The 26,145-nt window shown below is 50.7% G+C and carries 20 protein-coding genes; 9 read left to right on the top strand and 11 right to left on the bottom strand.

The features are described 5' to 3' along the window. Positions 1 to 81: 81 nt before the first annotated feature. A complete protein-coding gene (gene katE / locus HGH92_RS18240) occupies positions 82 to 2,208 on the bottom strand; it encodes a catalase HPII (protein WP_168872191.1) in 2,127 nt (708 codons plus the stop codon). Between the two features lie 173 nt (positions 2,209 to 2,381). On the opposite strand from katE, the gene HGH92_RS18235 reads away from it, so the two are divergent. Beyond that, positions 2,382 to 3,338, top strand: coding sequence for a DUF3829 domain-containing protein (locus tag HGH92_RS18235; RefSeq protein ID WP_168872190.1), 957 nt, complete (start codon positions 2,382 to 2,384; stop codon positions 3,336 to 3,338). 64 nt (positions 3,339 to 3,402) lie between these two features. Further along, positions 3,403 to 4,116 carry a pirin family protein gene (locus HGH92_RS18230; protein ID WP_168872189.1) on the top strand — a complete coding sequence of 238 codons (714 nt, stop codon included), beginning with the start codon at positions 3,403 to 3,405 and terminating at the stop codon, positions 4,114 to 4,116. Between the two features lie 8 nt (positions 4,117 to 4,124). On the opposite strand, the gene HGH92_RS18225 is transcribed toward HGH92_RS18230, so the two are convergent. Beyond that, positions 4,125 to 6,518, bottom strand: coding sequence for an ABC transporter permease (locus HGH92_RS18225; RefSeq protein ID WP_168872188.1), 2,394 nt, complete (start codon positions 6,516 to 6,518; stop codon positions 4,125 to 4,127). Between the two features lie 173 nt (positions 6,519 to 6,691). Here HGH92_RS18225 and HGH92_RS18220 point away from each other — a divergent pair, with 173 nt between their 5' ends. Both HGH92_RS18220 and HGH92_RS18215 read left to right on the top strand, forming a co-directional pair. Then, positions 6,692 to 8,218 carry a PAS domain-containing sensor histidine kinase gene (locus HGH92_RS18220; protein WP_168872187.1) on the top strand — a complete coding sequence of 509 codons (1,527 nt, stop codon included), beginning with the start codon at positions 6,692 to 6,694 and terminating at the stop codon, positions 8,216 to 8,218. Positions 8,219 to 8,224: 6 nt separating this feature from the next. Continuing rightward, positions 8,225 to 9,283, top strand: coding sequence for a response regulator (locus HGH92_RS18215; RefSeq protein WP_168872186.1), 1,059 nt, complete (start codon positions 8,225 to 8,227; stop codon positions 9,281 to 9,283). 274 nt (positions 9,284 to 9,557) lie between these two features. Here HGH92_RS18215 and HGH92_RS18210 read toward each other — a convergent pair whose 3' ends face one another. Together HGH92_RS18210 and HGH92_RS18205 are read right to left on the bottom strand one after the other, a co-directional pair. Beyond that, entirely contained in the window at positions 9,558 to 9,944 is a 387-nt protein-coding gene (locus HGH92_RS18210; RefSeq protein ID WP_168872185.1) for a hypothetical protein, read from the bottom strand. An 11-nt stretch (positions 9,945 to 9,955) separates the two neighbouring features. Continuing rightward, on the bottom strand, positions 9,956 to 10,639 hold the full coding sequence (locus HGH92_RS18205) for a hypothetical protein (RefSeq protein WP_168872184.1): 684 nt from the start codon (positions 10,637 to 10,639) through the stop codon (positions 9,956 to 9,958). Positions 10,640 to 10,853: 214 nt separating this feature from the next. Between HGH92_RS18205 and HGH92_RS18200 the strand changes: the two genes are divergently transcribed. Continuing rightward, the gene (locus tag HGH92_RS18200; protein ID WP_168872183.1) at positions 10,854 to 11,219 is read left to right on the top strand and encodes an Hpt domain-containing protein; all 366 of its coding nucleotides are present in this window, start codon (positions 10,854 to 10,856) and stop codon (positions 11,217 to 11,219) included. A 7-nt stretch (positions 11,220 to 11,226) separates the two neighbouring features. Here HGH92_RS18200 and HGH92_RS18195 read toward each other — a convergent pair whose 3' ends face one another. Next, complete coding sequence (locus tag HGH92_RS18195; protein ID WP_168872182.1) at positions 11,227 to 12,732, bottom strand: ArnT family glycosyltransferase; 1,506 nt, start codon at positions 12,730 to 12,732, stop codon at positions 11,227 to 11,229. Positions 12,733 to 12,916: 184 nt separating this feature from the next. Between HGH92_RS18195 and HGH92_RS18190 the strand changes: the two genes are divergently transcribed. From HGH92_RS18190 to HGH92_RS18180, 3 genes are read left to right on the top strand one after another with little or no spacing between them, the layout of a single operon-like run. Further along, positions 12,917 to 15,433: a cation-translocating P-type ATPase gene (locus HGH92_RS18190; RefSeq protein WP_168872181.1), complete on the top strand. Its 2,517-nt coding sequence runs from the start codon at positions 12,917 to 12,919 to the stop codon at positions 15,431 to 15,433. Between the two features lie 5 nt (positions 15,434 to 15,438). Then, complete coding sequence (locus tag HGH92_RS18185) at positions 15,439 to 16,404, top strand: 2-hydroxyacid dehydrogenase (protein WP_168872180.1); 966 nt, start codon at positions 15,439 to 15,441, stop codon at positions 16,402 to 16,404. Positions 16,405 to 16,454: 50 nt separating this feature from the next. Further along, the gene (locus tag HGH92_RS18180; protein ID WP_168872179.1) at positions 16,455 to 17,717 is read left to right on the top strand and encodes an acetyl-CoA C-acetyltransferase; all 1,263 of its coding nucleotides are present in this window, start codon (positions 16,455 to 16,457) and stop codon (positions 17,715 to 17,717) included. A gap of 7 nt (positions 17,718 to 17,724) precedes the next feature. On the opposite strand, the gene HGH92_RS18175 is transcribed toward HGH92_RS18180, so the two are convergent. Continuing rightward, positions 17,725 to 18,870 (bottom strand): TlpA disulfide reductase family protein, encoded by a 1,146-nt coding sequence (locus HGH92_RS18175; RefSeq protein WP_247654971.1) that lies wholly within the window; start codon positions 18,868 to 18,870, stop codon positions 17,725 to 17,727. Positions 18,871 to 18,983: 113 nt separating this feature from the next. Here HGH92_RS18175 and HGH92_RS18170 point away from each other — a divergent pair, with 113 nt between their 5' ends. Beyond that, complete coding sequence (locus tag HGH92_RS18170) at positions 18,984 to 19,205, top strand: hypothetical protein (protein ID WP_168872178.1); 222 nt, start codon at positions 18,984 to 18,986, stop codon at positions 19,203 to 19,205. A gap of 153 nt (positions 19,206 to 19,358) precedes the next feature. On the opposite strand, the gene HGH92_RS18165 is transcribed toward HGH92_RS18170, so the two are convergent. The 5 genes from HGH92_RS18165 to HGH92_RS18145 form a co-directional block, all read right to left on the bottom strand. Next, positions 19,359 to 19,934, bottom strand: a complete 576-nt coding sequence (locus tag HGH92_RS18165) for a DUF1543 domain-containing protein (protein ID WP_168872177.1) — start codon at positions 19,932 to 19,934, stop codon at positions 19,359 to 19,361. A 28-nt stretch (positions 19,935 to 19,962) separates the two neighbouring features. After that, a complete protein-coding gene (locus HGH92_RS18160) occupies positions 19,963 to 22,632 on the bottom strand; it encodes a GH116 family glycosyl-hydrolase (RefSeq protein WP_168872176.1) in 2,670 nt (889 codons plus the stop codon). An 88-nt stretch (positions 22,633 to 22,720) separates the two neighbouring features. Continuing rightward, positions 22,721 to 23,776 (bottom strand): Fic family protein, encoded by a 1,056-nt coding sequence (locus HGH92_RS18155; protein WP_168872175.1) that lies wholly within the window; start codon positions 23,774 to 23,776, stop codon positions 22,721 to 22,723. Positions 23,777 to 23,934: 158 nt separating this feature from the next. Beyond that, complete coding sequence (locus tag HGH92_RS18150; RefSeq protein ID WP_168872174.1) at positions 23,935 to 25,035, bottom strand: FecR family protein; 1,101 nt, start codon at positions 25,033 to 25,035, stop codon at positions 23,935 to 23,937. A 56-nt stretch (positions 25,036 to 25,091) separates the two neighbouring features. After that, positions 25,092 to 26,039, bottom strand: coding sequence for a YheT family hydrolase (locus tag HGH92_RS18145; RefSeq protein ID WP_168872173.1), 948 nt, complete (start codon positions 26,037 to 26,039; stop codon positions 25,092 to 25,094). Positions 26,040 to 26,145: the final 106 nt, after the last annotated feature.

The following is a 26,145-nucleotide window of genomic DNA, read 5'->3' as shown; positions in this document are numbered from 1 at the left end:
AAGATTTTAATAAGACTAATAGTAAAGCAAAGAAGCGGAGATCAAATTTGACCTCCGCTTCTTTGCTTTATTATAGCTGTCTTAGCGACTTTGCGTAACCGCTTCACGTTCCCAGAACCTATGTTGCGCCATCGCTGCTATAAACGCTTTGGGCTGTCCGTTTACTACCACGCCCGGCGCTTCCTTCGGCGGCACATGCGTCGCTTTGAGCACCTGCAAGCCCTCTCCGGCCACGGCAATGGGTTTACAATGACGGTATGCCTCATTGATAAACCGGATAGCGTCCGGATGTTGTTCCAGTACCGTGGCACTATCAGCGCCACCTGGCACATACACGGCGTCAAAAAGCACGGATGCTGCCACCAGCAAGCTTTGATCAGCTTCCACGCTGCCACTGCCGGTGGTTTTAACGGACCCCAGCCTCGGCGCGATGAGCTGTACCTGCGCACCGGCTTTCAGCAACGCCTCCTTCATGGCGGTAATACTGTTAGCCTCCACACCGTCGGCTATGAGGAATGCCACCTGCCTGGTTTTTACCGTGTCTTTCACGGTATGTGCCATACTCAGGGCATCGGACTTTTCTACCGGTTGCTTTACTGTATGCGGCTGATACTGTGCCGGATCGCCATCGGCCGGAATGCTGCGGTTTATGGGTTGTTCCGGTTGTGCCGGCACCGCAAGGCCCAACCCTTCTGCTACAGCTGTGGCCAGGCTATTGTCCACCTGCGACAGCAGCCCCACCACCCTCACACGTATATCCACGTCCGTTACTTTCCCCAGCTCAAAACGCAGCGCGTTGATGAGATGCCGCTGCTCCGCCGGTGACTGGCTGTGATAGAACAAGGCAGCCTGACTGAAATGGTCGAAGAAACTTTTGCTCCGGCCACGGATTTTTTGTCCGTCGATGCGCTCGGTGTAAGAACTGAAGCCGCCATCGGCCATCTTTGCCTGGAACGGGCATCCGGCGCTGACGGTATTGGGCTCATAAGCGGTGCCGCCCCGGTTGATGGTTTGCCGCATATGTCCGTCACGCTGATTATTATGCACCGGTGCCACTGGCCGGTTGATCGGTATTTCATGGAAGTTGGGGCTGCCGAGGCGCGACAGCTGCGTATCGAGATAAGAGAACAAACGTCCCTGCAACAGCGGATCATTGGTGAAATCGATGCCCGGCACCAGATGCCCGGGATGAAAAGCCACCTGTTCGGTTTCGGCGAAAAAATTGTCCGGGTTACGGTCCAGCACCATCTTGCCGATGCGTTTCACCGGCACTACTTCTTCCGGAATAAGCTTGGTAGGGTCCAGCAGATCGAAAGGATATTTGTGTTCGTCTTCTTCCGGGATGAGCTGCACGCCTAGTTCATATTCCGGGAAGTTCCCGGTTTCAATAGCATTCCACAGGTCCCGCCGATGAAAATCAGGGTCTTTGCCGGAGATCTGCTGCGCTTCTTCCCAGGCTACAGAATGCACTCCCAGCAAGGGCTTCCAGTGAAACTTCACAAAGCAGCCCTTGCCCGCGGCATTGATCCACCGGAAGGTATGTACGCCAAAACCTTCCATCATGCGGAAACTGCGGGGAATAGCCCTGTCGCTCATCACCCACATGATCATATGCATGGTCTCCGGCATAATGGAAACAAAATCCCAGAAGGTATCGTGTGCGGAGGCTGCTTGCGGCATCTCATTATGTGGCTCCGGTTTCACGGCATGTACAAAATCGGGGAACTTCACCGCGTCCTGGATAAAAAATACCGGCATATTATTGCCAACCAGGTCGTAGTTGCCTTCGTCTGTATAAAACTTCACTGCAAAGCCCCTTACGTCCCGCGCCAGATCGGTAGACCCGCGGGAACCGGCCACTGTGGAGAATCTTACAAATACCGGGGTACGCCGGGCCGGATCACAGAGAAACCCGGCTTTGGTATAGTCCGCCATCGACTCATATACCTGGAAATACCCATGGGCGCCGGCTCCACGGGCATGCACGATACGTTCGGGTATACGTTCGTGGTCAAAATGGGTGATTTTCTCCCTCATGATAAAATCTTCCAGCAGGGAGGGGCCCCGCTCCCCTGCCTTCAGCGTGTTCTGGTTATCGTTGATACGAACGCCCTGGTTGGTGGTCAGGTACTGGTCCGCCCCATCTTCAGTGTGCGGCGCCAGCTGCTCCGCCTTCTTATCAGGCAGTACTGTCTTTTTCTTTGCCATGGTTATCCGGGTTTAAATGGTGAGAAACAATTGCTGATAAGGTCACAGATTTTATACCGGAGTTAACAGCCTGAACCCTGCTGATTGTATAAGACGTTTTAAATATTATATTTGCGGCATTAACAATCAAATTACCCCGGTCATTTGTTTAATCCAATAATCACCATTTCACTATGAACAAAAAGTTCCTTTATGCAGCCATTGGTGTGGCTATGCTCTCTGTATCTGTATCATGTGATAACAGCAAAGGCGGCAAAGGCCCCGCAGCCGCCTATGAAAATAATTCCGTAGAAAAGGCCAGCCATGTGATCGAGTATACCAACCTGTTGATTGATATAGCCAACAAACAAAACAGCTACATCACCCGGGTGTCCGAGAATGTGGACAAAATTGAAAAAGGGCTGAAAAACCCTTCTGACCATTTCGCTTTTATCGGTATTATTACTCCCACTTACTTTGATATGCCCAGGGGCATCAACAAAGTGAAGGCAGATGAGCCGGTAGATGAACTGAGCAGCGCCGATAAAACCTTCTTCAAGGAGAAAGTCCCTGCCTATTCCGCCAGTTTCAAAAAACTGCAGGAGCAGTACAAACAACTGAGCGATTACCTGAAAGCAGAAGACTTTAAAGATGACAAAAGCGCCAAAGGCTTTGCCCTGGTGGATTCTATCCGCGCCAGCACACAACAGCTGATGGCCGACAAGGCTGTCCTGATGAAAAAAGTCAATGAAATTGCTGACGCCAGCGAAGCCATTGTCCTGAAAGAGAGCCCGCTGAAAGACTACATCCTCGCCATGAAAGCCGACCTGAAAACCGTTCGTGATTTCGTGGAACTGGCAGAAAGCAGCGAAGGCAATTACAACGCCATCAAACAGAAAGCAGAAGCAGCATATGCCGCCCTGGAAAAAGCCAAAGAAGAGCACAGCCAGCTGAACCTGGACAATGCTAAAAAAGAAAACAAGGATGGCTATTACAAATCTTTCTATGACCGTGTGAACGACTTCCTGATAACCGCCAAAAAAATCATGCGTGACAGCGCTGAAAAAGGCAAAATAGATGAATACCAGGTAGACTCCCTGGGTAGAAGCTACGACAGCCTGATCAGCAGTTACAATTCTTTCAATAGCTAATTTTAAAGAAGAAGCAAAGCCGGGCGGCTTTGCTTCTTCTTTATAGCACTCAACCCCATTGACTATGAAAACACAGTACTTCCCTGCCGGTGAAAGAGGGGTAAAAGACATCGGATGGCTGAAAAGCAACTTCTTCTTCAGCTTCAGCGACTTTTACCATCCCATGCGCAGCGCCTTCGGTACGCTGCAGGCTTTCAACGATGATTTTGTGGCTGCCGGAAAAGGCTTCGGCATCCATCCTCATGTGAACATGGAGATCATTTCCGTGCTGCTGAAAGGTAAAATGAACCACAAAGACACATTGGGCTACAGCACTAAAATAGAAGCCGGCGGCGTACAGATCATGAGCGCCGGAGAAGGGCTAAGACATGAAGAATACAATGTAGGCGAAGGCGACGTGAACTTCCTTCAGATATGGATACAGCCCAAGTTACAGAATATCACGCCCCGCTACCAGCAAAGAAGTTTTCCCCGCAACAAAAGAAAGAACCGCCTCACCACCATCGTTTCCTCTGAGGAAGGCCTGGACCACTGCTGGATCAACCAGAACAGCCGGCTTACCCTGGGCTACTACGATCTGCCCGGCTCTGTGCCATACAGCCTTCACCCGCTCAATAAATGCCTGTTTATCTTCCTGATAGAAGGCACCCTGAAAGTGAACAACCAGGTATTGCATCCCCGCGATGCCATCGGTATCTGGGAAGTAAGCGAAATCAGCCTGCAACACGGTGAAGAGACCGAGTTCCTGATCATAGAAACCCCCATCAATCAGAAATAACCGGCCGGTTATTCTCCCCGTAAACTTTTTACCGGATTAGCCATTGCGGCACGTAATGCATGAAAGCTCACCGTGGCCATGGCAATGATCAGCGCGGCAATGCCGCCGGCAGCAAATATCCACCAGTGAAGACTTACACTGTAGGCATAGGTGCGCAGCCATTGATGCAGGAAATACCAGGCCAGCGGCACGGCCAGCACAAACGCAACGGCCACCATGACTACAAACTCTCGGGAAAACAATATCACAATGTTAGCTACCGTGGCGCCCAGCACCTTGCGGACACCAACTTCCTTTACCCGCTGCACCGCCATATAGGACGCCAGTCCGTAAAGGCCCAGGCAGCTCAGGAAAATAGCGATGCCGGCAAACAACCGGTAAAGGGACGACAACTGCATTTCATGGGTATAAAAACCGGCTATTTTATCGTCGAGGAACTGATATTCAAATGGCGTGTCCGGATAAACTTCGTCCCACGTTTTTTCAACACTGCGCATCGCCGCTGACAAGTCTGTGCCTGTGAGGCGTACTGTGGCATTAAAACACGGTTCCTTAAAATTGAACAACAACTGTGGCGCCACCGCCTCTTTCAGCGAGGTGGCATGAAAATCCTTTACCACGCCCACTACCATCCCTTTCATAAAACCCCACATCTCAATAGGTTTGTTCAACACTTCTTCCGGCTGATGATAACCCAATTTTTTAACCAGCGTTTCATTGAGTAAAAACTCCCGGACGGAATCAGTGGCGGTGACATTACGACCTGCTGCCAGCGGAATCCTGAACAGCGGCAGGTAAGCCGCGTCAATGGCTTTATGAATGGCATTAAGCGTTGCGCTCTTTGGATTGTTGTCAAACTTAAAATCAGTCCACCAGTTATCGTCTGACGCCGGTGGCGCGGTATTAAAACTCACGGCTGCCACTTCCGGCAGCCGTAACAGCCGTTCATGGAACAGGTCTCGTTTGGCGCCCAGCGGCCCGCCCGGCATTGGCAGGTCCACGATATAGTCTTTCTCGAAACCCATGGAGGCGGTACGGAAAAAGGTCATCTGCTTTACGATGATCAGCGTGCCAATGATCAGGGCCTGTGCTACCATGAACTGGAATATCACCAGCCACTTACGCAGGGAAAAGCCGTTGGACCGCTCTTGCAGCAACCGGTTTTTAAGGGTGCTTACCGGATTGGTGCGGGCCAGTACAATAGCGGGATAAATCCCTGACAGCAGGGTCACTGCCAACAGCACCACCAGCAAAAACACACCGGTCGTCAGCTGAAAGAGTTCTGTCCGCGGCAGCGGAATGCCCAGTATCATGCCCAGCGGTTGCACCATGACAGCCGACAGCGAAAAGCCCAGCACGCAGGAGAACAGTACCAGTATAAAAGTCTCTACAAAAAACTGCAACCGCAACTGCCCGGGGTTGCCGCCCAACACCTTGCGGATACCGGCTTCCCGGCTGCGTTGCACTACCTGCGCTGTAGAAAGATTGATAAAATTGATACAGGCGATCAGCAAAATAAATCCGGCAATACACCACATGGCCCGCACGCGGTCAGGCGTGATGCCATGGGCGGCAATATTTTCAGGCATCTGGCTAAGATGCACGTCCTGTAATGGTTGCAGGAAAAAGATATTTTTCATGTCTGCCGGCAGATATTTTTTTGCCAGTTGCGCCAGCTGGCGGTCTACCCCGGCCACATCAGCCTTCGGCGCCAGCAGCACATAACACTGGTAAACGGAAGAGAGGCCAGCCCAGTTGTCATTGGTGGCGTAAGGCGTAGCGGCAAACGGTATCAGCAGGTCGAACTGGAACTCTGTATTGACAGGCCTTTCCACGATACCGCTTACCTGCAGCCGCATATCGATGCCTAGCTGGATGGTTTGCCCCAGGGCTTTTTTCCAGTCACCGAAATAACGGGTGGCTGTTTCCCGGGTCAGTACCAGTGCCTGCCTGTCTGCCAGTACGGAAGGGTTTCCTGCCAGCCAGGTAAAGTCCACCATTTGAAAAAAGGCAGGCACCACGGCAAAGACACCTTTCTTCTCTTTGAAGGTTTTGTGCAGCAGGCTGTTTTCCTGTGGCAATTTCACTTCCATGTCAGGTACCTGGACAAACGGGCTTGCGGCCGCTATGGACGGGATCTCGTTGGTCAGTACTCCTGGCAGCGGCACCGCTACAGAACCGGCGATGGTCTCGTTGCCATTGTTTTTGCCCATTTTGGTCATCACGCGGTACACCCTGTCCTGTTTGGTATGAAAACGGTCGAACCCCGTTTCAAAACGGATGATCACAAAAATGACCAGGCAGATGGCGATGCCTGCCGATAAACCAAGTATGTTAACAGCAGTATAGACCCTGTTGCGGCGTAAACTGCGGAAGGCTGTTTTGAAGTAGTTGATCAACATAATCCTGTAAACAGCGATCAATATACCAATTCCACAGTCCTATCAAAATGATAATTATACCAATTAAAATTTAACTTTATCTGTCCAATTGTGAAAAGAGATTGTCCGAAATCGGACGACCTGTATTTTTATAACAATGGATTCCTTATTTTTATAGAGACCCTTTCAAACCCATGACCATCACAAGCACGGCACGTATGCCAGGTTTTGAGCTGCTCTTCAATCATGCTACCCAGGGCATACTCCTGGTAGACGGGGCCGGCCTGATTCAGGCGGCCAATCCCTGTTTTCTGGAATGGAGCGGCCATACCGCCGAAGAAGTACAAGGCAAACCGATGGACACCCTGCTGGCCGGCGATATCCGCTCATGGCTACGTTGCAAAAACGGACAGGCGCTGCCCGTAAAAGTAAGCAGCACCTCCTATCTGCAGGGCGACCAGCATCACCAGATTTATTTCGTCACCGATATTTCCACGCAGCAACAAACGGCTGACGCGCTGAAACGCGCGCAGGACGCTCAACAGCTGGAAGCGCATATCATGGCGGGAAAAGAGTCTGCCTACAGACGGGTCAGCAATTTTCTCAATAGTATCTGGACCAACCTCGATGCTATTCTGATTGTCACCGAACCGATGGGGCATATCCGTTTTTTTAATCCTGCCGCCGTAAAAATGCTGGGCTATCCCGCCCGTGAGGTGACCGATACCGGCTCCCTGACACAGTTTCACGACTTCCAGGAGCTGGAGTACCGTGCCACCAAACTATCGGAAGAGCTGGGACAACAGGTAGAACCAGGCTTTGACAGCCTTACCGTCAAAGCACGGCTCAACCTGCCTAATGAAAACGAGTGGACCTACATCCGTAAAGACGGGACCAGGTTCCCGGTGGCGTTAACGGTATCGGCTATACGGGATGAAAACCAGCAGATCACCGGCTACATTGCCATAGGCCTCGACATTTCAGCCCGGCGCAAATCGGAAGCAGAACTGCGGCAGGCGCTGGACAAGGAAAAAGAGCTGAATGTGCTCAAATCCCGGTTTGTGTCTATCGCGTCGCATGAGTTCAGGACACCGCTCAGCACCGTGCTGTCATCGACTTACCTGCTGGAAAAATATACCACTACAGAAGACCAGCCCAAACGACTGGCGCATATCCGGAAAATAGCTTCCGCCGTGCATTTGCTGACCGATATCCTGAATGATTTCCTGTCGCTCGGAAAAATTGAGGAAGGCAAAATACAGGTACGGCCGGCGCTCACCGACACACGGAAACATATTGAAAAAATTCTGGCAGAAGCCGAAGGGCTGAAACGGGGTAAACAGCAGGTGGTATACAGCCACGAAGGCCCCGCAGAAAGTACATTCGACGGTAACCTGCTTCGCCATGTGCTCACCAACCTGGTGTCTAACGCATTAAAATTCTCTCATGAAGAGGGTATCGTTTATGTACGTACGTTATCTACGCCCTACCGACTTACCTTGTCAGTAAAAGATTGCGGCATCGGCATTAAATCAGAAGACCAACAGCACCTGTTCGAAAGATTTTTCCGCGGCAGCAACGTGGAAAATATTCAGGGCACCGGCCTCGGCCTCCATATTGTGGCCAAGTACACGGAACTCATGAAAGGACAGGTTACTTGTCACAGTGAACCAGACAAAGGCACCGAATTCATCGTTCATATTCCCACCCCCAAAACCTGACATATCTTGGAAAAAATCCTGTTAATCGAAGACAACAAAGATATCCGTGATAACCTGGCGGAGATTCTTGAACTGGCCAATTACCATGTACTGACGGCCTCCAACGGCAAAGAGGGTGTGACCATAGCCCTGGAGCAACAGCCTGATCTCATTGTATGCGATATCATGATGCCCGTACTCGACGGCTACGGCGTACTGCATATGCTGCATAAGAATGAAAGCCTCCGCCCTATTCCCTTCATTTTTCTGACCGCCAAAACGGAACGCACCGATGTCAGAAAAGGGATGGAGATGGGCGCCGACGACTACATCACCAAACCGTTTGAAGGCGCAGAACTGCTCAGTGCCATCGAAAGCCGCCTCAGAAGATGTGCGGAAATACGGCAGCCCGAATCCTCCGGCATCAGCGGGCTACATACGCTGTTGTCCAGCACATCGGGGAAAGACCTGCTGGCCTCCCTGAAAGAAGGCCGCAACACCAATCATTATAAAAAGAAACAACAGATATACGCCGCCGGCAACAGGCCGGAAAGCCTGTACTATATCATGGAAGGCAAGGTGAAAATCTATCAGCGTAATGACGACGGGAAAGAGTTGATCACCGGGTTGTATAACGAAGGGGATTTTCTGGGTTATACCGCACTACTGGAAGCGGGCGCCTACCAGGAAAGCGCGGAGGCTATCGAAGACACCGTACTGGCCATCATTCCGCACCAGGATTTTGAAGACCTGGTCAACAACAACCCGGAGGTATTGAGCCGTTTTGTACAACTGCTGGCTAAAAATATCGCAGAAAAAGAACAACAGCTGATCGCGCTGGCTTACAGCTCCCTGCGCAAAAAAGTGGCTTCCGCCCTGATTACGCTGGACCATAAGTACAACACCACACAAAAAGCACATTTTGAAATAGACATCAGCCGGGAGAACCTCGCTGCTGTGGCCGGAGTGGCCAAGGAGTCACTGATAAGGACGCTGGGGGATTTCAGGGACGAACAACTGATTACCTTGCGGGACGGTACCATTGTGCTGATGGAAAAAGATAAAATTGCCGCGATGCGCAACTGATCCGGTTTAAAACACTTTTTGCCCCGGGCCAGTGAGCCCGGGGAACAAAAAATGATCTCCACACATCGTCACTTTCACATTCCCCACAATATCAAACCCACATCTTCGCATAGCACTTTCACATTCCCCATCCATTCACAAACCATCCCCACACTCACTTTCACAATCTTTTCCCCACGCTGTCATTCTCTCATTTTCGCTACACTTTCATCCGCACATTCACATCACATCTTTTACAATCGTCTTCCTTCTCATTTATCAATCATTCAGGTATCTACTCTAATTGCCAGTTGCGCAGCAGGTTATTGAACGCCGCTTTCATTTTTTCAAATTCTTCCTGCATTTTCCGCATATCCTGCGTCAGCACCGGCCAGTCGTGTGGCGCTTCTTCTCTGGGCTGTGGCACAATGTCCAGCCAGTCCAGCTGCTCCATCACTTCATGCCGCAATAGTTTCAGGGATTCATTTTTACTGATCATCTTTTCCTGAAACGCTTCGGCCTGGTCCAGAAATTCCCGGGAATTGGTATGGCGCAGAGAGGCAGTCAGCCTGTCCAACAGTGCTGTGTTCTCTTTTCTCAAGCCTTCCAAAATACTTAGCCACCCTCTGCATATCTGCTGGTCCTGCAGATTCTTCCCTCTTATTTCTTCCCGGTTGTTCATAGTAAGTACTGCTAATTATAATACACCTGCAGACCATTTAGCCTTTGCTGGTCTTCCCAGTGTTGCAGCAAGGTAACCATTCCACGCTGTATCAATGACATTTCCTTGATGCTGTTGACCAGGTCCTGCATTTTTTTATCTGCACAAATATCATAAATATTACTGTCACCGTCAATACATTTTTGTAAATATCTGGCGGTCCGGTTGCTTTCCCGGATAAAGGCCTTCATCACATCTCTTACGTTGCCGTGATAGTCGGGCCTGAAAGACTGGAAACTGGTGTCATCAGCCTTGATACGGACAGCCGGTTTCATCTCTTTTTCCAGGCTTTGCAACACAACTGCCTGATAAGTGCTCAACTCACGGTAATAACTGATGATCACTTCGTTGAACTCCATAAAGCCTGTGGCATTATGTTCCTGCCGGCTGGCCACATACAGCGCTTCCAGTTTGCGGGAGAGCTTCACTGCATGGGGCAATGCCGTATCCTTCAACTGCCGGGCCAGTTCCGCCGCATAAAATCCGTTGAAGTCAAATAACTGTCGATGGTTTTCCAGCAACGTCTTGATACCAGACCTGGATTTATATTGTTTGAAAATATATCCTCCGTACTGGCGCAGCCTCCTGATCGGATAAAAAAGAAAGCCTTCACAAAATCTCCGCTGCAGGGATGAGGAAAAGAAACCGGTAAACATATGCGTTCATATTAAAAAAAGAAAAACATTAAATATTCCCGACATCACAAAGGTACCTCCGCCCCCAACCCTGAACAATGATGAACGTGGCAACATGGAATGATTGTCATCAATGTAACCGGTGACCACCGTCACCGAAATCCGTATGATTATCGTAACTTAATGGTACAGATCTATTTGTAAACCCTCAAGAAACCCATATATGCTCACCCCTGTGGAAAAACTCAGACAGCTGGAAAACGTCACCACACCAGCTTACTCTTTTCAGTACCTCCTGCTGGTCAGCGCCGGTGACTATACTTTCCTGCAGGAAATTGCCGCCATGTACCTCGATGCAATGATGAACTATGTGGACAACTGCCGCCAGATCGCAGCAGATAAAGACCTTGCATCCCTCAAACAACAAACCCATAAGATAGCAACCTCCTTCAACAGCCTCGGCATGGAATATCTTCAGCCCTGTTTTGACCAGATCAAACATACCAGCGTGTGGGACCACGCCACGCATAACAGTCTTACCATGCTGGTTACCACGGCGGAAGATAATGTGCCCCTGCTGAAAAAAGACCTGGATCTGTAACCACCCGCTATTCCCTGGCCGGCTGCAACGGCGGTTGATAATCGAAACAACGGTACACCAGAAACTTACGTACCACCCTGCCATGCAGTTTTACAATGATAGGCGGCAATGGCGCAACATCCGAGAAATAGGGTTGCAGTTCCTTTACAAACGCCTGTTCATCTTTATCATCCGCCACGTCCGTCAGCGAATTGATAAAGATGGCATTCCTTCCTTCCAGCCTGCGCAGGTCAGTGCCTATATAATCAAATTGAAGTGCAGGCTCTCCGATGACATTCCGTGAATACACCAGCTCAGGAAGATAAAAATTGAGCATGGCGCTCGTTTTATAATCATCTGCCGAAAAAATAAAATCATTGGGGTATTGTCGGCGTATCTCCCTGGCCGCCTTTCCCAGCCCTTCCCAGCCGATCATCGTATCATCCGAATGAATAGGCACCGGGTAAAAAATGATCTCCACCGCCAGCGCCATATGCACGGCCACAGACACGGCCCACTGCCAGCGGATGTATTTCATGCCCATCCACGCGCTTACCCAGATAATACCCGTGATATAACCAGGCATCATCCAGTTGAGCTTCACCCAATAAATAGGAGAAATCACCATAAAACCCAAAAATGACGGCAGGAAAAAACACAACAGGAACAGCTGCTTCACCGGCACCCGCCAGCCTCTCCGCCGGTAACGGCCGAAGGCCTTGTACAAATAATAAAACAATGCGCCCAGCAACACCGGTATCAATACCGCCGCCTGGTGGCCAATGACGCCCAGGAAATCCAGGGGATGCAGCTCCATGCCGCCTACTCTTCCGGACGACTGAAAACGGAAAGAGGCAAACTGGTTGTCTACATTCCAGATCACCACCGGAGAAATAGTCAGGAGAAAAAACGCAATGGCCAGCAATAACCATGGCGACCAGAGGTAACGCCGGTAACGGGCAGACAACAATAAAAACAAGACAGCGCCCGCCGGTAAAAAAATACCGGTGTACTTACTGTCAAAGGCAAGACCCATGGCAATACCGGTCCATACCCACGCGGCACGGCTGCCTTCAAACAGCGCCTTGTACAAAGCAATCAGTGAAATACTCCACCACAGCATCAGTGGCACGTCCGGTGTAGACACGAGCGACAGCAACGTGACCATCAGCGTGGAATACAGCAGCAGCCCGGCATTCCAGGCGCGGTGCCGCGACAGGAAAAAGGTGGCCAGGCGGTAAAAAGCCAGCAATGTTCCTATGGTCACCAGCGTGTCGGCCAGTTTAATCACCCAGGCATGCCTGCCCAATACGTCCGTAAAGATCCGCAGCGTATAGGCTATAGCCGGCGGGTGATCAAAGTAGGACAACGCCAGATGCTGGCCGTAAAAAAAATAATACGCATCCTGAGGCATCAGCCCCATAGCGCCGACAAAAGAAAGTCTTAGTACAGTAACTATAGAGATGGCAGCTACCAGCCATTTGTTCGCAAAGAGGTATCTGAAAAACAGACTGCTCGGGCCAGGTTTCCGCATGAGTTGTGACGACAGTTAAATAAATAAGCCCACAAGAACCATTCCGGACGTGTTTCCGCACGGAAGGTAACACTTTTGCCTGTTGCCCCGCTATTATTTATTATATTAGACCTGCGATTATTTCCCCATCCTGATGCAAACTGTGGCGGTTTTCAACGGCAGTATCAACAAAAAAATCCGGTGTATGGCAGCAGCAAAAATAAATCTCCCTGAAAATATACGTGGTCTGGACGATGCAGCAGTAGCTGCTTCCAGAGAAGAAAACGGCCGTAATATTCCGCCGGAGCCTTCCATCAACCCGGTGCTGGCGCTATTGAAGGAGATATTGCAGGAACCCATGCTGATGCTGCTGATAGCTGTAACGGCCATCTATTTTGTGTTAGGCGAATGGGGCGAAGCCTATTTTATGCTGGCTGCCATCGCCCTGGTGTCCGGCATTTCTTTTTACCAGGATAGCCGTAGCCGTAAGGCACTGGAAGCGCTGGAGAAAATGAATGAACCCCTGAGTAAAGTGATCCGTAACGGCACGCTGCAATCCATCTCCACAGCTGATATTGTTATCGGTGACATGCTGGTCATCTCGGAAGGCAATACTGTCAATGCCGACGGCGTGATTGTGCACAGCAACGATTTCTCCGTAAATGAATCCGCGCTGACAGGGGAAGCCTTTGCCGTATTTAAGGAAGCAGACAGCGACGACCCCTATGTATACAGCGGCACCCTGGTCGTGTCCGGCCTGGCCATCTGCCGGGTGGAACAGATCGGGGAACAGACCAAGATAGGACAGCTGGGCAAGGCCATCCTGGACATCCGGGAAGAGCCCACGCCGCTGCAACAGCAGATAGAACAATTTGTAAAATGGATGGCCATTGTCGGAATCGGTGTGTTCCTGGCGGTATGGCTGTACAATTTCATACAAAGCCGCAGCCTGACCGGCAGCCTCCTGAAAGGCCTTACCCTGGCCATGTCTATCCTGCCGGAAGAGATACCCGTGGCTTTCACCACTTTTATGGCGCTCGGCTCCAGGCGGCTGATGCAGCTGGGCATTATCGTCAAAAAGATACGTACCGTGGAAGCCCTGGGCAGCGCCACCGTTATCTGTACTGATAAAACCGGCACCATTACGGAAAACAGAATGAGCCTGCAGTCGGTGTATAACGCTGCCGACCATACGCTGTATGAAAACGGCCAATGGCCTGCCGCCGTTATCCGCGCCGCCATGTGGGCCAGCGAGCCGGTACCGTTTGACCCCATGGAGAAAACGTTGCACCAGTTGTACGCACAGACAACGGAAACGGATGAACGCCCGCAGTACCGCATCGTGCATGAATACCCCCTGGAAGGCAAACCGCCTATGATGACCCACGTGTTCGAAACAAACGACGGCCAACGGATCGTCGCCGCCAAAGGTGCGCCGGAAGCTATTCTCCGCGTTTGTCATCTGCCGGAGGCAGAAAAAAGCCAGGTACAACAACAGCTCAGTCAACTGGCGGAAAAAGGCTACCGTATACTGGGAGTGGCCACCTCCGGCTTCACCGGCACAGATTATCCGGCCCAGCAACAGGACCTGCCCTTCTCCTTTATCGGGCTGGTGGCTTTTTACGATCCTCCAAAAGCCAATATCGGACAGGTCTTCCAGCAGTTCTATCAGGCAGGCATCGATATCAAGATCATTACCGGCGATAACAGCGCCACCACCAAAGCCATTGCCACACAGGCAGGCCTTCAGCACGCGGAAGAAGCCATAGATGGAGAAACGCTGATGCAACAATCCCTCCCTGACATGCAGGCTACCCTGCAACGGGTGAACATCTTCACCCGCATGTTCCCCGAAGCCAAACTGGCCGCAATCGACGCGCTCAAAGCGGACAACCAGGTGGTGGCCATGACCGGCGACGGCGTCAACGACGGCCCCGCCCTGAAAGCCGCCCACATCGGCATCGCCATGGGAAAGAAAGGCACTGAGATCGCCAAACAGGCGGCAGCGCTGATCCTCGCCAACGACGACCTCTCCGGCATGGTAGACGCCGTGGCCATGGGCAGAAGGATCTACACCAATATCAAAAAAGCAGTACAGTACATTATCTCCATTCATATTCCCATTATCCTCACCGTATCATTACCGTTGTTCCTTGGATGGGCCTACCCCAATATTTTCACACCGGTACACGTGATCTTCCTGGAACTGATCATGGGACCTACCTGCTCCATTGTCTATGAAAACGAACCTATGGAACCGAATGCCATGCAGCTTCCGCCACGTCCTATCAGCCAAACGTTCCTCTCTTTTAAGGAGATGGCCGTCAGCCTGCTGCAGGGACTGGTGATCACCGCCGGCGTGCTCGGCATCTACCAGTACAGCCTGTCACAGGGACATGATGAAGTATACACCCGCAGCATGGTCTTCACCACGCTTGTGCTGGCCAACGTATTTCTCACCCAGGTCAACCGCTCCTTCTATTATTCATTTATCGCCAGTATGCGCAACCATAACAAGCTGATGGTCGGCGTTATCCTGATCACACTGGCATTGCTGGCCGCCATGCTTTATATACCGCCGGTAGCTGGATTTTTCAGTATCACGGCGCTGGATATACGCTCTTTGCTGACCTGTGCCGCCGTTGGCGCGATATCTGTATGGTGGTTTGAGCTCTGGAAATGGGGCAAAAGACTAAAAAATACGGCAACAGAAAATCAATAAATGTTATGAAAATATTTGCGACAAGGGTAATCCCTCCCGACGGACTGGAGCTATTACAACGTGCAGGCCTTACTGTTACCCAATGGACCGAAAAGCGCGGGCTCTCCGCAACAGAACTGATTACCCACTGTCAACAGTACGACGCGCTGCTGCTGGCCAGCGACAACCACATAGACCGTGCTTTCCTGGAGCAATGCCGTCACCTGAAAATCATCGCTTTATTATCTGTTGGATATGATAAGGTAGATGTAGCCGCCGCCAATGAACTGCGTATACCCGTGACCAATACACCAGGCGTATTAAGCGCCGCCACCGCCGATACCGCTTTCCTGCTGATGTTGTCCGTGGCCCGCAAAGCGTTTTTCCATTACAAACGTATCCTGCGCGGCGAATGGAATTTCTCTGAACCGACGGCCAATTTGGGTATTGACCTGGAAGGGAAAACGCTCGGTATCTGGGGACTGGGGAATATTGGTCATGTGATGGCCAAACGTTGCGTCAGCGCATTTGGCATGAAAGTGATCTATCATAACCGTGGCCGCAACGAAGCCGCAGAAAAAGAGCTGGGCGCCGTCAGGGTTTCTTTCGAAGAACTGCTGGCGCAAAGTGATGTGCTCTCTGTTCATACCGCGCTGACACCGGAAACTACCGGTATGTTCAACAAAGATGTTTTCAGACAGATGAAGCCGTCTGCTATTTTTATCAACGCTGCCAGGGGCGCTATCCACAACGAAACCGATCTCATTGCCGCACTGCAGCAGGGCATTATCTGGGGCGCCGGGCTGGATGTGACCAATCCCGAACCTATGCAGCCTGACAATCCGTTACTGGACATGCCTACTGTGGCAGTATTGCCACATATTGGCTCTGCCACCGTGGAAACCCGCAATGCCATGTCAGTGATGGCCGCCAAAAACATACTGGCCGCTTATGAAGGGACGCCGCTGCCCAACCAGGTCACCAGCCTTTAACGGCATGGCCGCTTCTTTCATTTTAAGTACCTTTAAGTAAATGCGCTTTTATGAGAAAAGTGGCTGTTATCGGCGGGAAACGTATCCCTTTCGTTAAATCCTTCCGGGAATATAACCGGGTTTCCAACCAGGAAATGCTGACGGCCTGTCTGCACTCCCTTGTCAGCACCTATCAGCTGGAAGGCGTCCGCGTCGGTGATGTGGCGCTGGGCGCGCTGCTGAACCGTTCCACCGAATGGAACTTTGCCCGTGAATGTGTGCTGGGCACCGCCCTCGATCCACACACGCCGGCCTACAACGTGCAACGCGCCTGTGGCACCAGCCTTGATGCCGCTATCCAGCTGGGCCTGCGCATCGCAGCCGGACAGATAGAAACCGGCATCGCCGGCGGCAGCGACACCAACAGCGATCTGCCACTGATGCTGCAACAACAACTGTCCTGGAAACTCACCGCGCTCAGAGCCGCTAAAACACTGGGCGAAAGGCTACGGATACTCAGCTCTGTCCGTTTCCGCGAACTGTCACCGCTCTACCCTTCCATTGTGGAACCGCGCACCGGCCTCTCTATGGGACAACATACCGAAAAGATGGTACAGGAATGGGGCATCAGCCGGCAGGACCAGGACGCACTGGCCTATACCAGCCATATGAACGCTACCCGTGCCTATATCGCCGGTTTCTTTGAAGGCCTGGTCATCCCCTTTAAAAATGTCAGCCGTGATACCATTGTCCGCTCCGATACCACGCCCGAAAAACTGGCTACGCTGAAACCAGCCTTTGACCATACCGGCAAAGGCACGCTCACCGCGGGCAACAGCACCATTTATACCGACGGCGCCGCCGCCTTGCTGCTGGCGTCCGAAGAATATGCACAGCGCAGACAATGGCCGGTGCAGGCCTACCTCACAGACGGAGAGACCGCCGCGGTAGACTATGTACATGGCGAAGGACTGCTGATGGCGCCTACGTATGCCGTAGCAAGGTTGCTGAAACGCAACAATCTGCGCTTACAGGATTTTGATGTGTATGAAATTCATGAAGCATTCTGCGGACAGGTACTCTGTACCCTCAAGGCCTGGGAAGACGCCGCCTACTGTAAGAAACTGGGACTGGACGCACCGTTGGGAAGGATAGACCGCAGTAAACTGAACACCAAAGGGGGCAGTGTCGCCATCGGTCATCCGTTTGCTGCCACCGGGGCAAGGATTGTGGCACAAACGGCCAAAATACTCCAGGAACGCGGCGAAGGCAGGGCACTAGTGTCTATCTGTACCGCCGGTGGCATGGGCGTTACCGCGATCCTGGAGCGATAATCATCTATTATTGTAACAATTTGGCCAGCTCCTGCTGCAGCGCTTCGCCACGCAGGTTGGTAGCAATGATCTTTCCGTTAGGGTCTATCAGGAAATTCTGTGGGATGGAACGGATCATATACAATGCCGCAGCATCTGCTTTCCACCATTTCAGGTCACTTACATGATGCCATGCAAGACCGTCCTTTTCAATCGCTTCTGTCCATTTATCATGCTGTCCTTCACGGTCAAGGGATACGCCCAGCACCGTAAAGTTTTTGTCTTTATACTGCTGGAAAGCTTTTACCACATTAGGATTTTCCGCACGGCAAGGGCCGCACCAGCTGGCCCAGAAATCGAGCAGCACATATTTGCCTTTCAGGTCAGACAGTTTCAGCGTTTTACCATCCGGCGTAGTGGACGCAAAATCAGGCGCTGGTTGATTAATACCCAGTTTAGCTGAGGCTTTCAGCAAGTTCTGAACTGACAGCCCTAAAGACGATTGACGCAATGCAGGGCTGAATTTCGCAAAACGTTTTTCCGCAGCAGCCACATCTTTTACAGGGCTGCCGAGGTTTTCCCTGAAGTTGGCCAGACTGATATAATAGTCCGGATGTGCGTCGATAAAGGCATTCACCATTTCTTCCTGCTTATCAAACAGTACGTCCATACGCCTGCCACGAGCCATCATGCCGGCTGTATCTGTTTTGCCTTCAGGCGACTGCATCAGCTGCATGTATTCCTTGCGGGCGGAATCGATTTGCCGTCTTACGTCTTTCAATTGTTCCTGCAACTGTTCTTCCTGTGCATTGATCAGTGCTCCTTTAACGAGACTTTTCGCCAACAGGTTGCCGCCGCCTGTAGTATCTTTCACAGTCAGGGTAACTTTGTCGCCAGGTGCCAGATACAGCACCTTCACCCCACGGTAGATCTTGCTGTCTTCTTTTTTGGAGACACGTAACATTGCCTGAAGAGTGTCTTTCAACGGGTAGGATAACGAGAAGGCGCTTTTTTCCACTTTAGCGGAATCCAGCGGTGTAGAGCCTTTCATCAGATAGACATACTCATTGTTGAAAACAGGCGGTATTTTACCTTTGATCGTTACTCCTGTCTTTTGAGCGTACAGGTGGGTCATGCCTGCCATAGCAGCGCATACGAGAAAAACTTTTTTCATCAGTTGGTTTATGGTTGGTTGTGGCCGGAAAAGTATTAAAAAAACGGGAGAAATGATTTACCGTTCATCCCTATGGCGTAGTCTTTGTGACCGTTTTGGTAAAATCATGTGCTATGGCAAAAGAACGTAAACCTGCTGGTCAGCCCGATAATAATGAACATCATAGTGAACGGGAAGAGACCGGTGAATTCCATCAGACAGAAGAAACCAGCAACTATGGAGTTGTACAGCCCAACTCACCGGGCCAGGTGGACCAGGAAGACCAGGAAGAACTCGAATTCGACGAAGACCTCGATGAGCATTCACAGGAAGAAATTGATGAAGAAAACCCCTGAAGGAATTACGAATTACGAATTACAAATTACGAATTACGAATTACGAATTGTAGTCCTTTATAACTGAACGCTTATTAGTAATCGTTCTGTAAGTGAACTTACAATTCGTAATTCGTAATTCGTAATTCGTAATTCGTAATTCGTAATTCGTAATTATATTTTGTGAAGCTGGAAATAACCTAAATGCAGTTCGTCTTCCGGTACAGGTTCCGCTACCTGCGTAACTTTCAGCTGATACAATGTTCTCACCGGTTCTGGTAAGATATCTTTTACCGGAATGATATCATCTACATCTACTCCATATTTATCATCAACATGAGAAGTGGCAGCAGGGGAAGCATCGGAAGAAAAACCGGTGTGTTTATAAAAAGCGGTTTCTTTTGCTTCCCGGATAGCGGCGCCGATATCTTTGCTTACACTGAGCATCTTATAATGATACTCTTCCATTTCTCCCGGCTTATATCCACCAAGGTTCAGGAAATACAGCTGTTCCGGGTTATCTACCACTTCCTCACGGGGCACTACCGTAATATGATAGTTGCCAACGCTGGTCACTTCGCGCCAGGCATCAATATGCAATTTATCGCCGGCTTCGGGCCAGAAGGCTTTCATGGCTGGCACCAGGTCGCTCAGTTTATGCGCGATGCCGAAAAAAACGTCGTGTTGTTCCGTATGACGGCCGGGCGTTGTACAGCCCAGCAATAACATATATAGTTTCAGAGGTTCCATTAATAAAAGTTTTAACGAAAGCGCAAAACTACGAAATCATAGTTACCTGCAATGTTTCCCCTGCATGCAGGGTCACCGGCTGTTGCAACGTAACGGTCACGCGGCCGTTCTCGTGTGTGAACGTAGCAGGTAACTGCCGCGCACCGGCTTTTACCGCTACGGTGGCCGGCCTGGCCTGTTCAAAACAGCAGGTCAGCAATGACAGTCTCCCGTATTTCAGTGCCAGCCGGTATTCTCCACGGCCATGCTGTTGTTGCTGCGTAAAGGTGCCCCAGCCTTCAGCCGTAACAAAAGGCGCTTTGAATTGCTCCTTTTGCAGCGCAGGTGCAAAGCGGATGTACTGATGCGGGCCATGATAGGCAAATCCGCAGGCAGTGATAAACGTACCGTAACTGGTCATGGCGCGGGCGTAGTGGTCGCTGCACTCAATTTCATTGAACGGATTGCGTTTGGCCGCATGGTAACGGTCATGTACCGCTTTGGTGAGCGTCAGCGCTTCGATGGTCATGCCTTCGGCCATCATATGTGAAGCCACCTGGTGCTCAAAGCCGCTCATGCATTCATTGAAATATCCCAGCTGCCACGCGTCTTTCACGCCGAAAGGATATTCTTCCTTATATGGATTCGTATTCATGATCATGCCCCCTTCGCCCGGCAGGGCATAAGGACGGCCGCCCGGATGGGTGGCCAGGTATGGGCCTACATCTTCCATAAAATTATATTTCCACAAAGCCCGCAGGGCAGACAAGGTTTTTTCTTTGTCCAGTACCCTGTCCATACCTACCTGGAACGCCCAGCTCTGGCCATACACCTGGTCGATGTGACAGGTATTGTAGCTGCCAATAACGGAACGGCCCTTCACCTTGTCCGGCTGATGAATAAAGTATTCTCCGTTGTACAACTGTGATTCCATATTCCGGCGGCCTTTTTCCACATAGTCTTTACAGGTGGCGGCAAAAGCAGTATCGCCCGCTTCGGTGGCCATGAGGGCGGCCGCCTGCACCGCCGCGATGCACAGTCCGGCTATCCAGGCTATTTCCCCGTCCCATATGGCATCCAGCGTATTCTCCATGGGCGTGTCTTCCAGGCCGTCGCCATTCCGGTCCTGCCGGATGATAAACTGCGTGGCCTTTTTTATCTGCGGCCAGTTTTGCCGTAAAAAACGGTCATCAGTCGTCATTTGATGTTCCCGGTAAATACGCAGCACGGTGCCTGCCTGTCCGTCGATGGCCGGGCGTTTCTCTGCTTCTCCGCGGAAAAGGATGCCGCCATCGGGCTGCATGCCGATGCCCAGGTCCACCCGCTGCCGCGTGTCCCGCTCCAGCGCAGGGAATATCCTCCCTACTGCCTGTGCATATTGCCATACATGCGTACACGTGCCTTCGCAGGAGCCTACGCCCTCCCAGGCATAGAAACGGCCCGATTGAAAGCGGTGCGCGGTAGTGGTGGCGAGCGTGGAAATATTCATAAAGGTGCGTTCCATCAGCCACCAAGGCAGCGACGCATCGTACCAGGTGTTTTTCCAGAGGCGACTGTCGCCGGTCAGCCGGGCATGATGCTCCCGTACATAGTTTACTACCGCCGCAGCGTCGGAAAAGTGATTGGCATAATACCGGCCTTTGCCCTGTATGTCTTTAAACGAAAGGTTCGGAAAGTACCAGCCGATGGCAAAGTCAGTACGTATATCCTTTCCCGGTAGCAGGCGATATTTTACCATTACGCCGGCGGTCAGTTTTTCGTTGATGCCGTGTACGGCGGCCTTATCACGGGACTGGCTAAACGAAGCTGCGGTCAACGGTAATTCCAGTTGTGTAGCGATATTCGCTGTTGGATCAAGTGCGGCCAGGCAGAGGTTACCATAATCAGGGCTTTGCAGCAATGCCGCACCGGCAGCATCTTTGGCCCGTACGGCAGACAATACGCCTTTCCAGCCTTTGCCACCGGTAGCAGTGTTAATACGCTCATGCAGCTTGTCTTCCGCATGATATATGGCAGCCTTGTTTTCCAGCCATCCCAGCAAAGTGGCCTCCACCGGCACTTTGCCTTTATTCCGGATATGAAAGGAAAGCAGCGTGACCGGCAAGCCGGAATCATCTTCCTGCAATGGTATAAAAGGAGAAAATGCTTCCAGCGTTAGTTCCACCGGTAGCGCAGGGTCTGTATAACGGATGGTCGCTATCGGGTAAGTGGCTTCAAAAGCTATCTCCGGCCAGCTGGCTTCGTCCAGCGGCCGGATGATGGTTTCTTTTCCGATGGTGAGCTTGATCGCAATGCCCTGGTCCAGTGGACGGATATCTTTGGAAGGCTGAATGTAACAGGCGCCATCCCGGGAACGGACTTTTTTCGCCTGCCCGAGCACCGCCTCTTTCCAATCCACTTCTTTAGGCTCGATGCCTTCCTGGTTCCTGTTGAAAATATCCCACAGCCACAAACGGCCGTCACCACCAAGATATACCGTACCGCAAAGAATACCGCCCACCGGCATACCGATGTATTGCAATTCGTTCCTGCTTTTCAGGTAGGTAGTGGTTTGGCCACGGTCATATAAAGACGCCAGCCATGCCGTGTCCGGCTGTTTTGCCAGCAACAGGCCGCCATCCGGCACAACCGCCCGGCCCAATGCGGGTATCTTTATCAGCATAGTGCCGGCCATGGCCAGCCCGATATTCTGCAGGAATTTTCTGCGTGCAAGTCCCATAGGAGATCAATTGGTCAAGAGCAGAAAGATAATGAAATCAGGAAGGAATATTTTTCAAATATGCGGGTGTGGTGTAAGGCTCAAAAGGCTAAACTGAGTACCATGATCCACGTCCTACCCCATGTTTTTGAAGGTGTTTGCCATCAACAAGGTTTTCCAAATGCCGTTTTACTGTGTTACGATTAGCATTCGTCAATACTACAATTTCGCCGATTGATAGTCTTCCCTGGGATTTTACCAGTTCCAATATTTTCAAAGACAGGATTGGTAATTGTCCTAGTAGCAATTTCTCACGTTCTACTTTTACTTTCAAGCGATTTTTTTGCTGCTGCAAAGCGTGAAGAAAAAATGATAACCAGGGCATCCAATCTGGAGTATCCGTCTTTAATGAACTTTGAGTCTTCCTTAGTGAAAGATAATATGCATCTTTGCTTTGCTCAATAACGGCTTCTAATGAACTAAATGGAACATAAGCGTAACCGGCCCTCAATAACAATAACGTAGTCAGAATACGACTTAGCCGGCCGTTCCCATCCTGAAAGGGGTGAATAGCGAGAAATACAACTGTGAAAACAGAAATAATTAATAAAGGATGAAGTTCTTTATTCTCAAAAGCTTTCATTGTCCAGTCGACAAGCTCCTCCATTTTCAATGGGGTATCAAAAGGGGTCGCAGTTTCAAATATCACTCCTAAACTTTTACCATTTAGATCGAATGCCTCTACATGATTGGTAGATTTTTTATAATTGCCCCGATGCCACTCATCTTTACGGCTATACTTTAAGAGATCGCGATGAAGTTGTTTAATATGGCTTTCTGTTGGCGTAATATCACCAGCGCTTTCAAAGATCATATTCATAACGGCTGCATAACCTGCCACTTCTTCTTCATCGCGTGAGCCAAATTGTTGAATTGAAAGATTGCTCATTAGGATTTCAACCTCCTTATCTGTTAGTTTAGCACCTTCAATACGAGTTGAAGAACCAATACTTTCAATCGTCGCAACCCGTTTCAAACTATAAAGGCGATCCGGAGCGAGTTGTCCCAGGGCTTGCCAGGCTCCCTTAAACTCATCAATTTCAGCAATAAGTGATAAAATCTCAGGAGTGATAAAAATTTTTGAGACAGCGTGATCGAGACCCATAAAAATACCCAATTATACCCATAAAAATACCCAATTATACCCATAACAACAAATAATAAACGTAACGGATAAACACATTTAATAATTTATCGACATGAGGATAACGACATTCAATTTTTCTTCTACATTGTTCAATACGGATAAGTCATCAGGCTAATTTACGGTTGTGTGAAATGCAGCTCGTTACCCAGGAAATAATAGCTGACATGTCCCGAAGCTTCTACTGCCCGCAGGAAGGCAGGTAGCTTATTTTTTTCCAGTGGGCCGGTCACTTCAACATGCGCCATTTCGGGTGCATCGAAGATCACCTGTACAGCAAACCAGCGGTCCAGAATAGGTTTCAGGTCACGTAGCTTCTGGTTGCGGATAGCATAACCTTCTCCTTTCATCCATCCGCGGATAGTAGTAGTATCAAAGGGTGCGGTGCGGATGCCATTGTAATCGCCATAAACACATTCCATGCCCGGCTTCAGCGTCACGGCCTCATCAGATGCGCCCTGGACGGTCACGGCGCCCTGTACCAGCGATACCCTTACCCGTTCATCATCATAGGCGTTCACGTTAAAAGCTGTTCCCCTTACCACGATGGAGGTGTTGGGAGTATGCACTTCAAAAGGTTGTTGTGTATTAGGCGCTACTTTAAACCAGGCTTCCCCTTCGAGGTACACCTCGCGTTTATGGTCGGGAAAACTGAAAGGGAAACGCAGTTTGGAAGCGCAATTGAGCCATACTTCTGTTCCGTCTGACAGCGTGATGCGGTAATCCGCTCCGGGTGGTATCAGCAGGGTATTGAGGGCATAACCTTTGGCGTTACCGCTGTAATGCAGTCCGGTAGAATCGTTGCGCAGCTGTACCTGTCCCACCTGCCATATCTGAAAGGCGCTGTCGCCGGTGAGTGCCAGCGAAGCGCGGCCCGGCACCAGCAGTTGCACCGCATTTTTCACCGGCACAAAGTCACGCGTCCGTGCAGGAAATATGCTGTCATGCTGATGGGTATGATAAATGAAAAAGCTGCCGGCGGCCACCATCAACAGTAAAGCGGCAGCGGCCCACACAAACCACTGCCCTGAGAGGCGGCGTGGCGGCGCTGGAGGAGCTGCCTGCCGTGCTGCCTCCTGTTGCAACGCGTCCCATGTTTCACGGGCAAGCGGATCACTGTCCAGCAACTGTTTCAGCTGCTGTGCTGCAGATTCGGAAAGGGTACCGTTCCGTTGTTCGTCAAACAACGCCCGTATCAGATCACTACTGTTGGTGGCCATTAACATCAAAATAATAAAAAATAAACACCTGCCGGCGCATTTCTTTCTCCGCGGTGTTAAGCATGTTCCCGGATAAAGGCGAGCGCCCTTTGTTCTGACCAGTAGTAGGGCTCATTAAAAGTCACGAAGCCTACATGGCCTCCATTAAACGGTGTTTCCAGGAAAAAAGTATCGCTGTGACGCGCTATTTCGTAGGGGTAACAGGCAGGGCTGAGGAAAGGATCGTCTTTCGCATTGACTAACAGCGTGGGAATACTGATCTGCTGCAACACCCGCAGGGAACTACACTGTTCCCAGTATTCGAGGGCATTACGGAAACCGTGCATAGGCCCGGTATAGCGGTCATCGAACTGCCGGAAGCTGCGGATCTGCTCAAAACCCTCGAGGCTGATGCCATCGGGATATTGCTGCTTTTTCAGCTCCAGCTTTTCTTTCAGGTTACGAATGAACCGCTGCATGTAAATGATGTTATGTTTCTTTTCCAGTTCAGCGGAACTGCCTTTCAGGTCAACCGGCACCGAAATAGCCACCGCAGACCGGATCACCGGCAGGATACCACTTCCCCGCTCACCGATGTATTTCAGCGTGACATTGCCTCCCAGGGAAAAACCCACCAGGTGAACAGCCTTATACTTTCCCAGCGACACCAGGTATTGTATCACGGTATGCAGATCGTCCGTTTCTCCGCTGTGATAAAACCGCAGCAGTTTGTTGGGTTCCCCGCTGCATCCCCGGAAATTCATGGACACTGTATCAAAACCCGCTTCATTAAAAATATGCACCATCCCCAGCACATATTTCCGGGAGGCGTTGCCTTCGAGACCATGCAAAATCACCACCACCCTGTCGGCCCCCTGTTCGCTGAAATCCAGGTCCAGGAAATCGCCGTCGGGCGTCGTGATACGGCGCCGCTGATAGGCAGCCGGCCTCACCTTCCGGAAGAGGGAAGGATAGATGGTCTGCATATGACGATTGCGTAAAAGGAAAGGCGCTGCGTACTCCATCACTACTTTTATATCAGGACACAAAGATAAACAGTAAATTGCCGGTGATTATCATAATTTTATCATCATCCTGATATCATCCCTGTCGGATTAATTCATTTATCCT

Origin of the sequence: Chitinophaga varians, from assembly GCF_012641275.1 — a bacterium.
Lineage (GTDB): Bacteria > Bacteroidota > Bacteroidia > Chitinophagales > Chitinophagaceae > Chitinophaga > Chitinophaga varians_A.
Note: the sequence above shows the minus strand (reverse complement) of the source record. Positions and strands in the feature narration are given on the sequence as shown.

Coding starts and splice junctions, on each gene's coding strand:
- katE (WP_168872191.1), bottom strand. CDS start 2,208: ATGGCAAAGAAAAAGACAGTACTGCCTGATAAGAAGGCGGAGCAGCTG.
- HGH92_RS18235 (WP_168872190.1), top strand. CDS start 2,382: ATGAACAAAAAGTTCCTTTATGCAGCCATTGGTGTGGCTATGCTCTCT.
- HGH92_RS18230 (WP_168872189.1), top strand. CDS start 3,403: ATGAAAACACAGTACTTCCCTGCCGGTGAAAGAGGGGTAAAAGACATC.
- HGH92_RS18225 (WP_168872188.1), bottom strand. CDS start 6,518: ATGTTGATCAACTACTTCAAAACAGCCTTCCGCAGTTTACGCCGCAAC.
- HGH92_RS18220 (WP_168872187.1), top strand. CDS start 6,692: ATGACCATCACAAGCACGGCACGTATGCCAGGTTTTGAGCTGCTCTTC.
- HGH92_RS18210 (WP_168872185.1), bottom strand. CDS start 9,944: ATGAACAACCGGGAAGAAATAAGAGGGAAGAATCTGCAGGACCAGCAG.
- HGH92_RS18205 (WP_168872184.1), bottom strand. CDS start 10,639: ATGTTTACCGGTTTCTTTTCCTCATCCCTGCAGCGGAGATTTTGTGAA.
- HGH92_RS18195 (WP_168872182.1), bottom strand. CDS start 12,732: ATGCGGAAACCTGGCCCGAGCAGTCTGTTTTTCAGATACCTCTTTGCG.
- HGH92_RS18190 (WP_168872181.1), top strand. CDS start 12,917: ATGGCAGCAGCAAAAATAAATCTCCCTGAAAATATACGTGGTCTGGAC.
- HGH92_RS18185 (WP_168872180.1), top strand. CDS start 15,439: ATGAAAATATTTGCGACAAGGGTAATCCCTCCCGACGGACTGGAGCTA.
- HGH92_RS18180 (WP_168872179.1), top strand. CDS start 16,455: ATGAGAAAAGTGGCTGTTATCGGCGGGAAACGTATCCCTTTCGTTAAA.
- HGH92_RS18175 (WP_247654971.1), bottom strand. CDS start 18,870: ATGAAAAAAGTTTTTCTCGTATGCGCTGCTATGGCAGGCATGACCCAC.
- HGH92_RS18170 (WP_168872178.1), top strand. CDS start 18,984: ATGGCAAAAGAACGTAAACCTGCTGGTCAGCCCGATAATAATGAACAT.
- HGH92_RS18165 (WP_168872177.1), bottom strand. CDS start 19,934: ATGGAACCTCTGAAACTATATATGTTATTGCTGGGCTGTACAACGCCC.
- HGH92_RS18160 (WP_168872176.1), bottom strand. CDS start 22,632: ATGGGACTTGCACGCAGAAAATTCCTGCAGAATATCGGGCTGGCCATG.
- HGH92_RS18155 (WP_168872175.1), bottom strand. CDS start 23,776: ATGGGTCTCGATCACGCTGTCTCAAAAATTTTTATCACTCCTGAGATT.
- HGH92_RS18150 (WP_168872174.1), bottom strand. CDS start 25,035: ATGGCCACCAACAGTAGTGATCTGATACGGGCGTTGTTTGACGAACAA.
- HGH92_RS18145 (WP_168872173.1), bottom strand. CDS start 26,039: ATGGAGTACGCAGCGCCTTTCCTTTTACGCAATCGTCATATGCAGACC.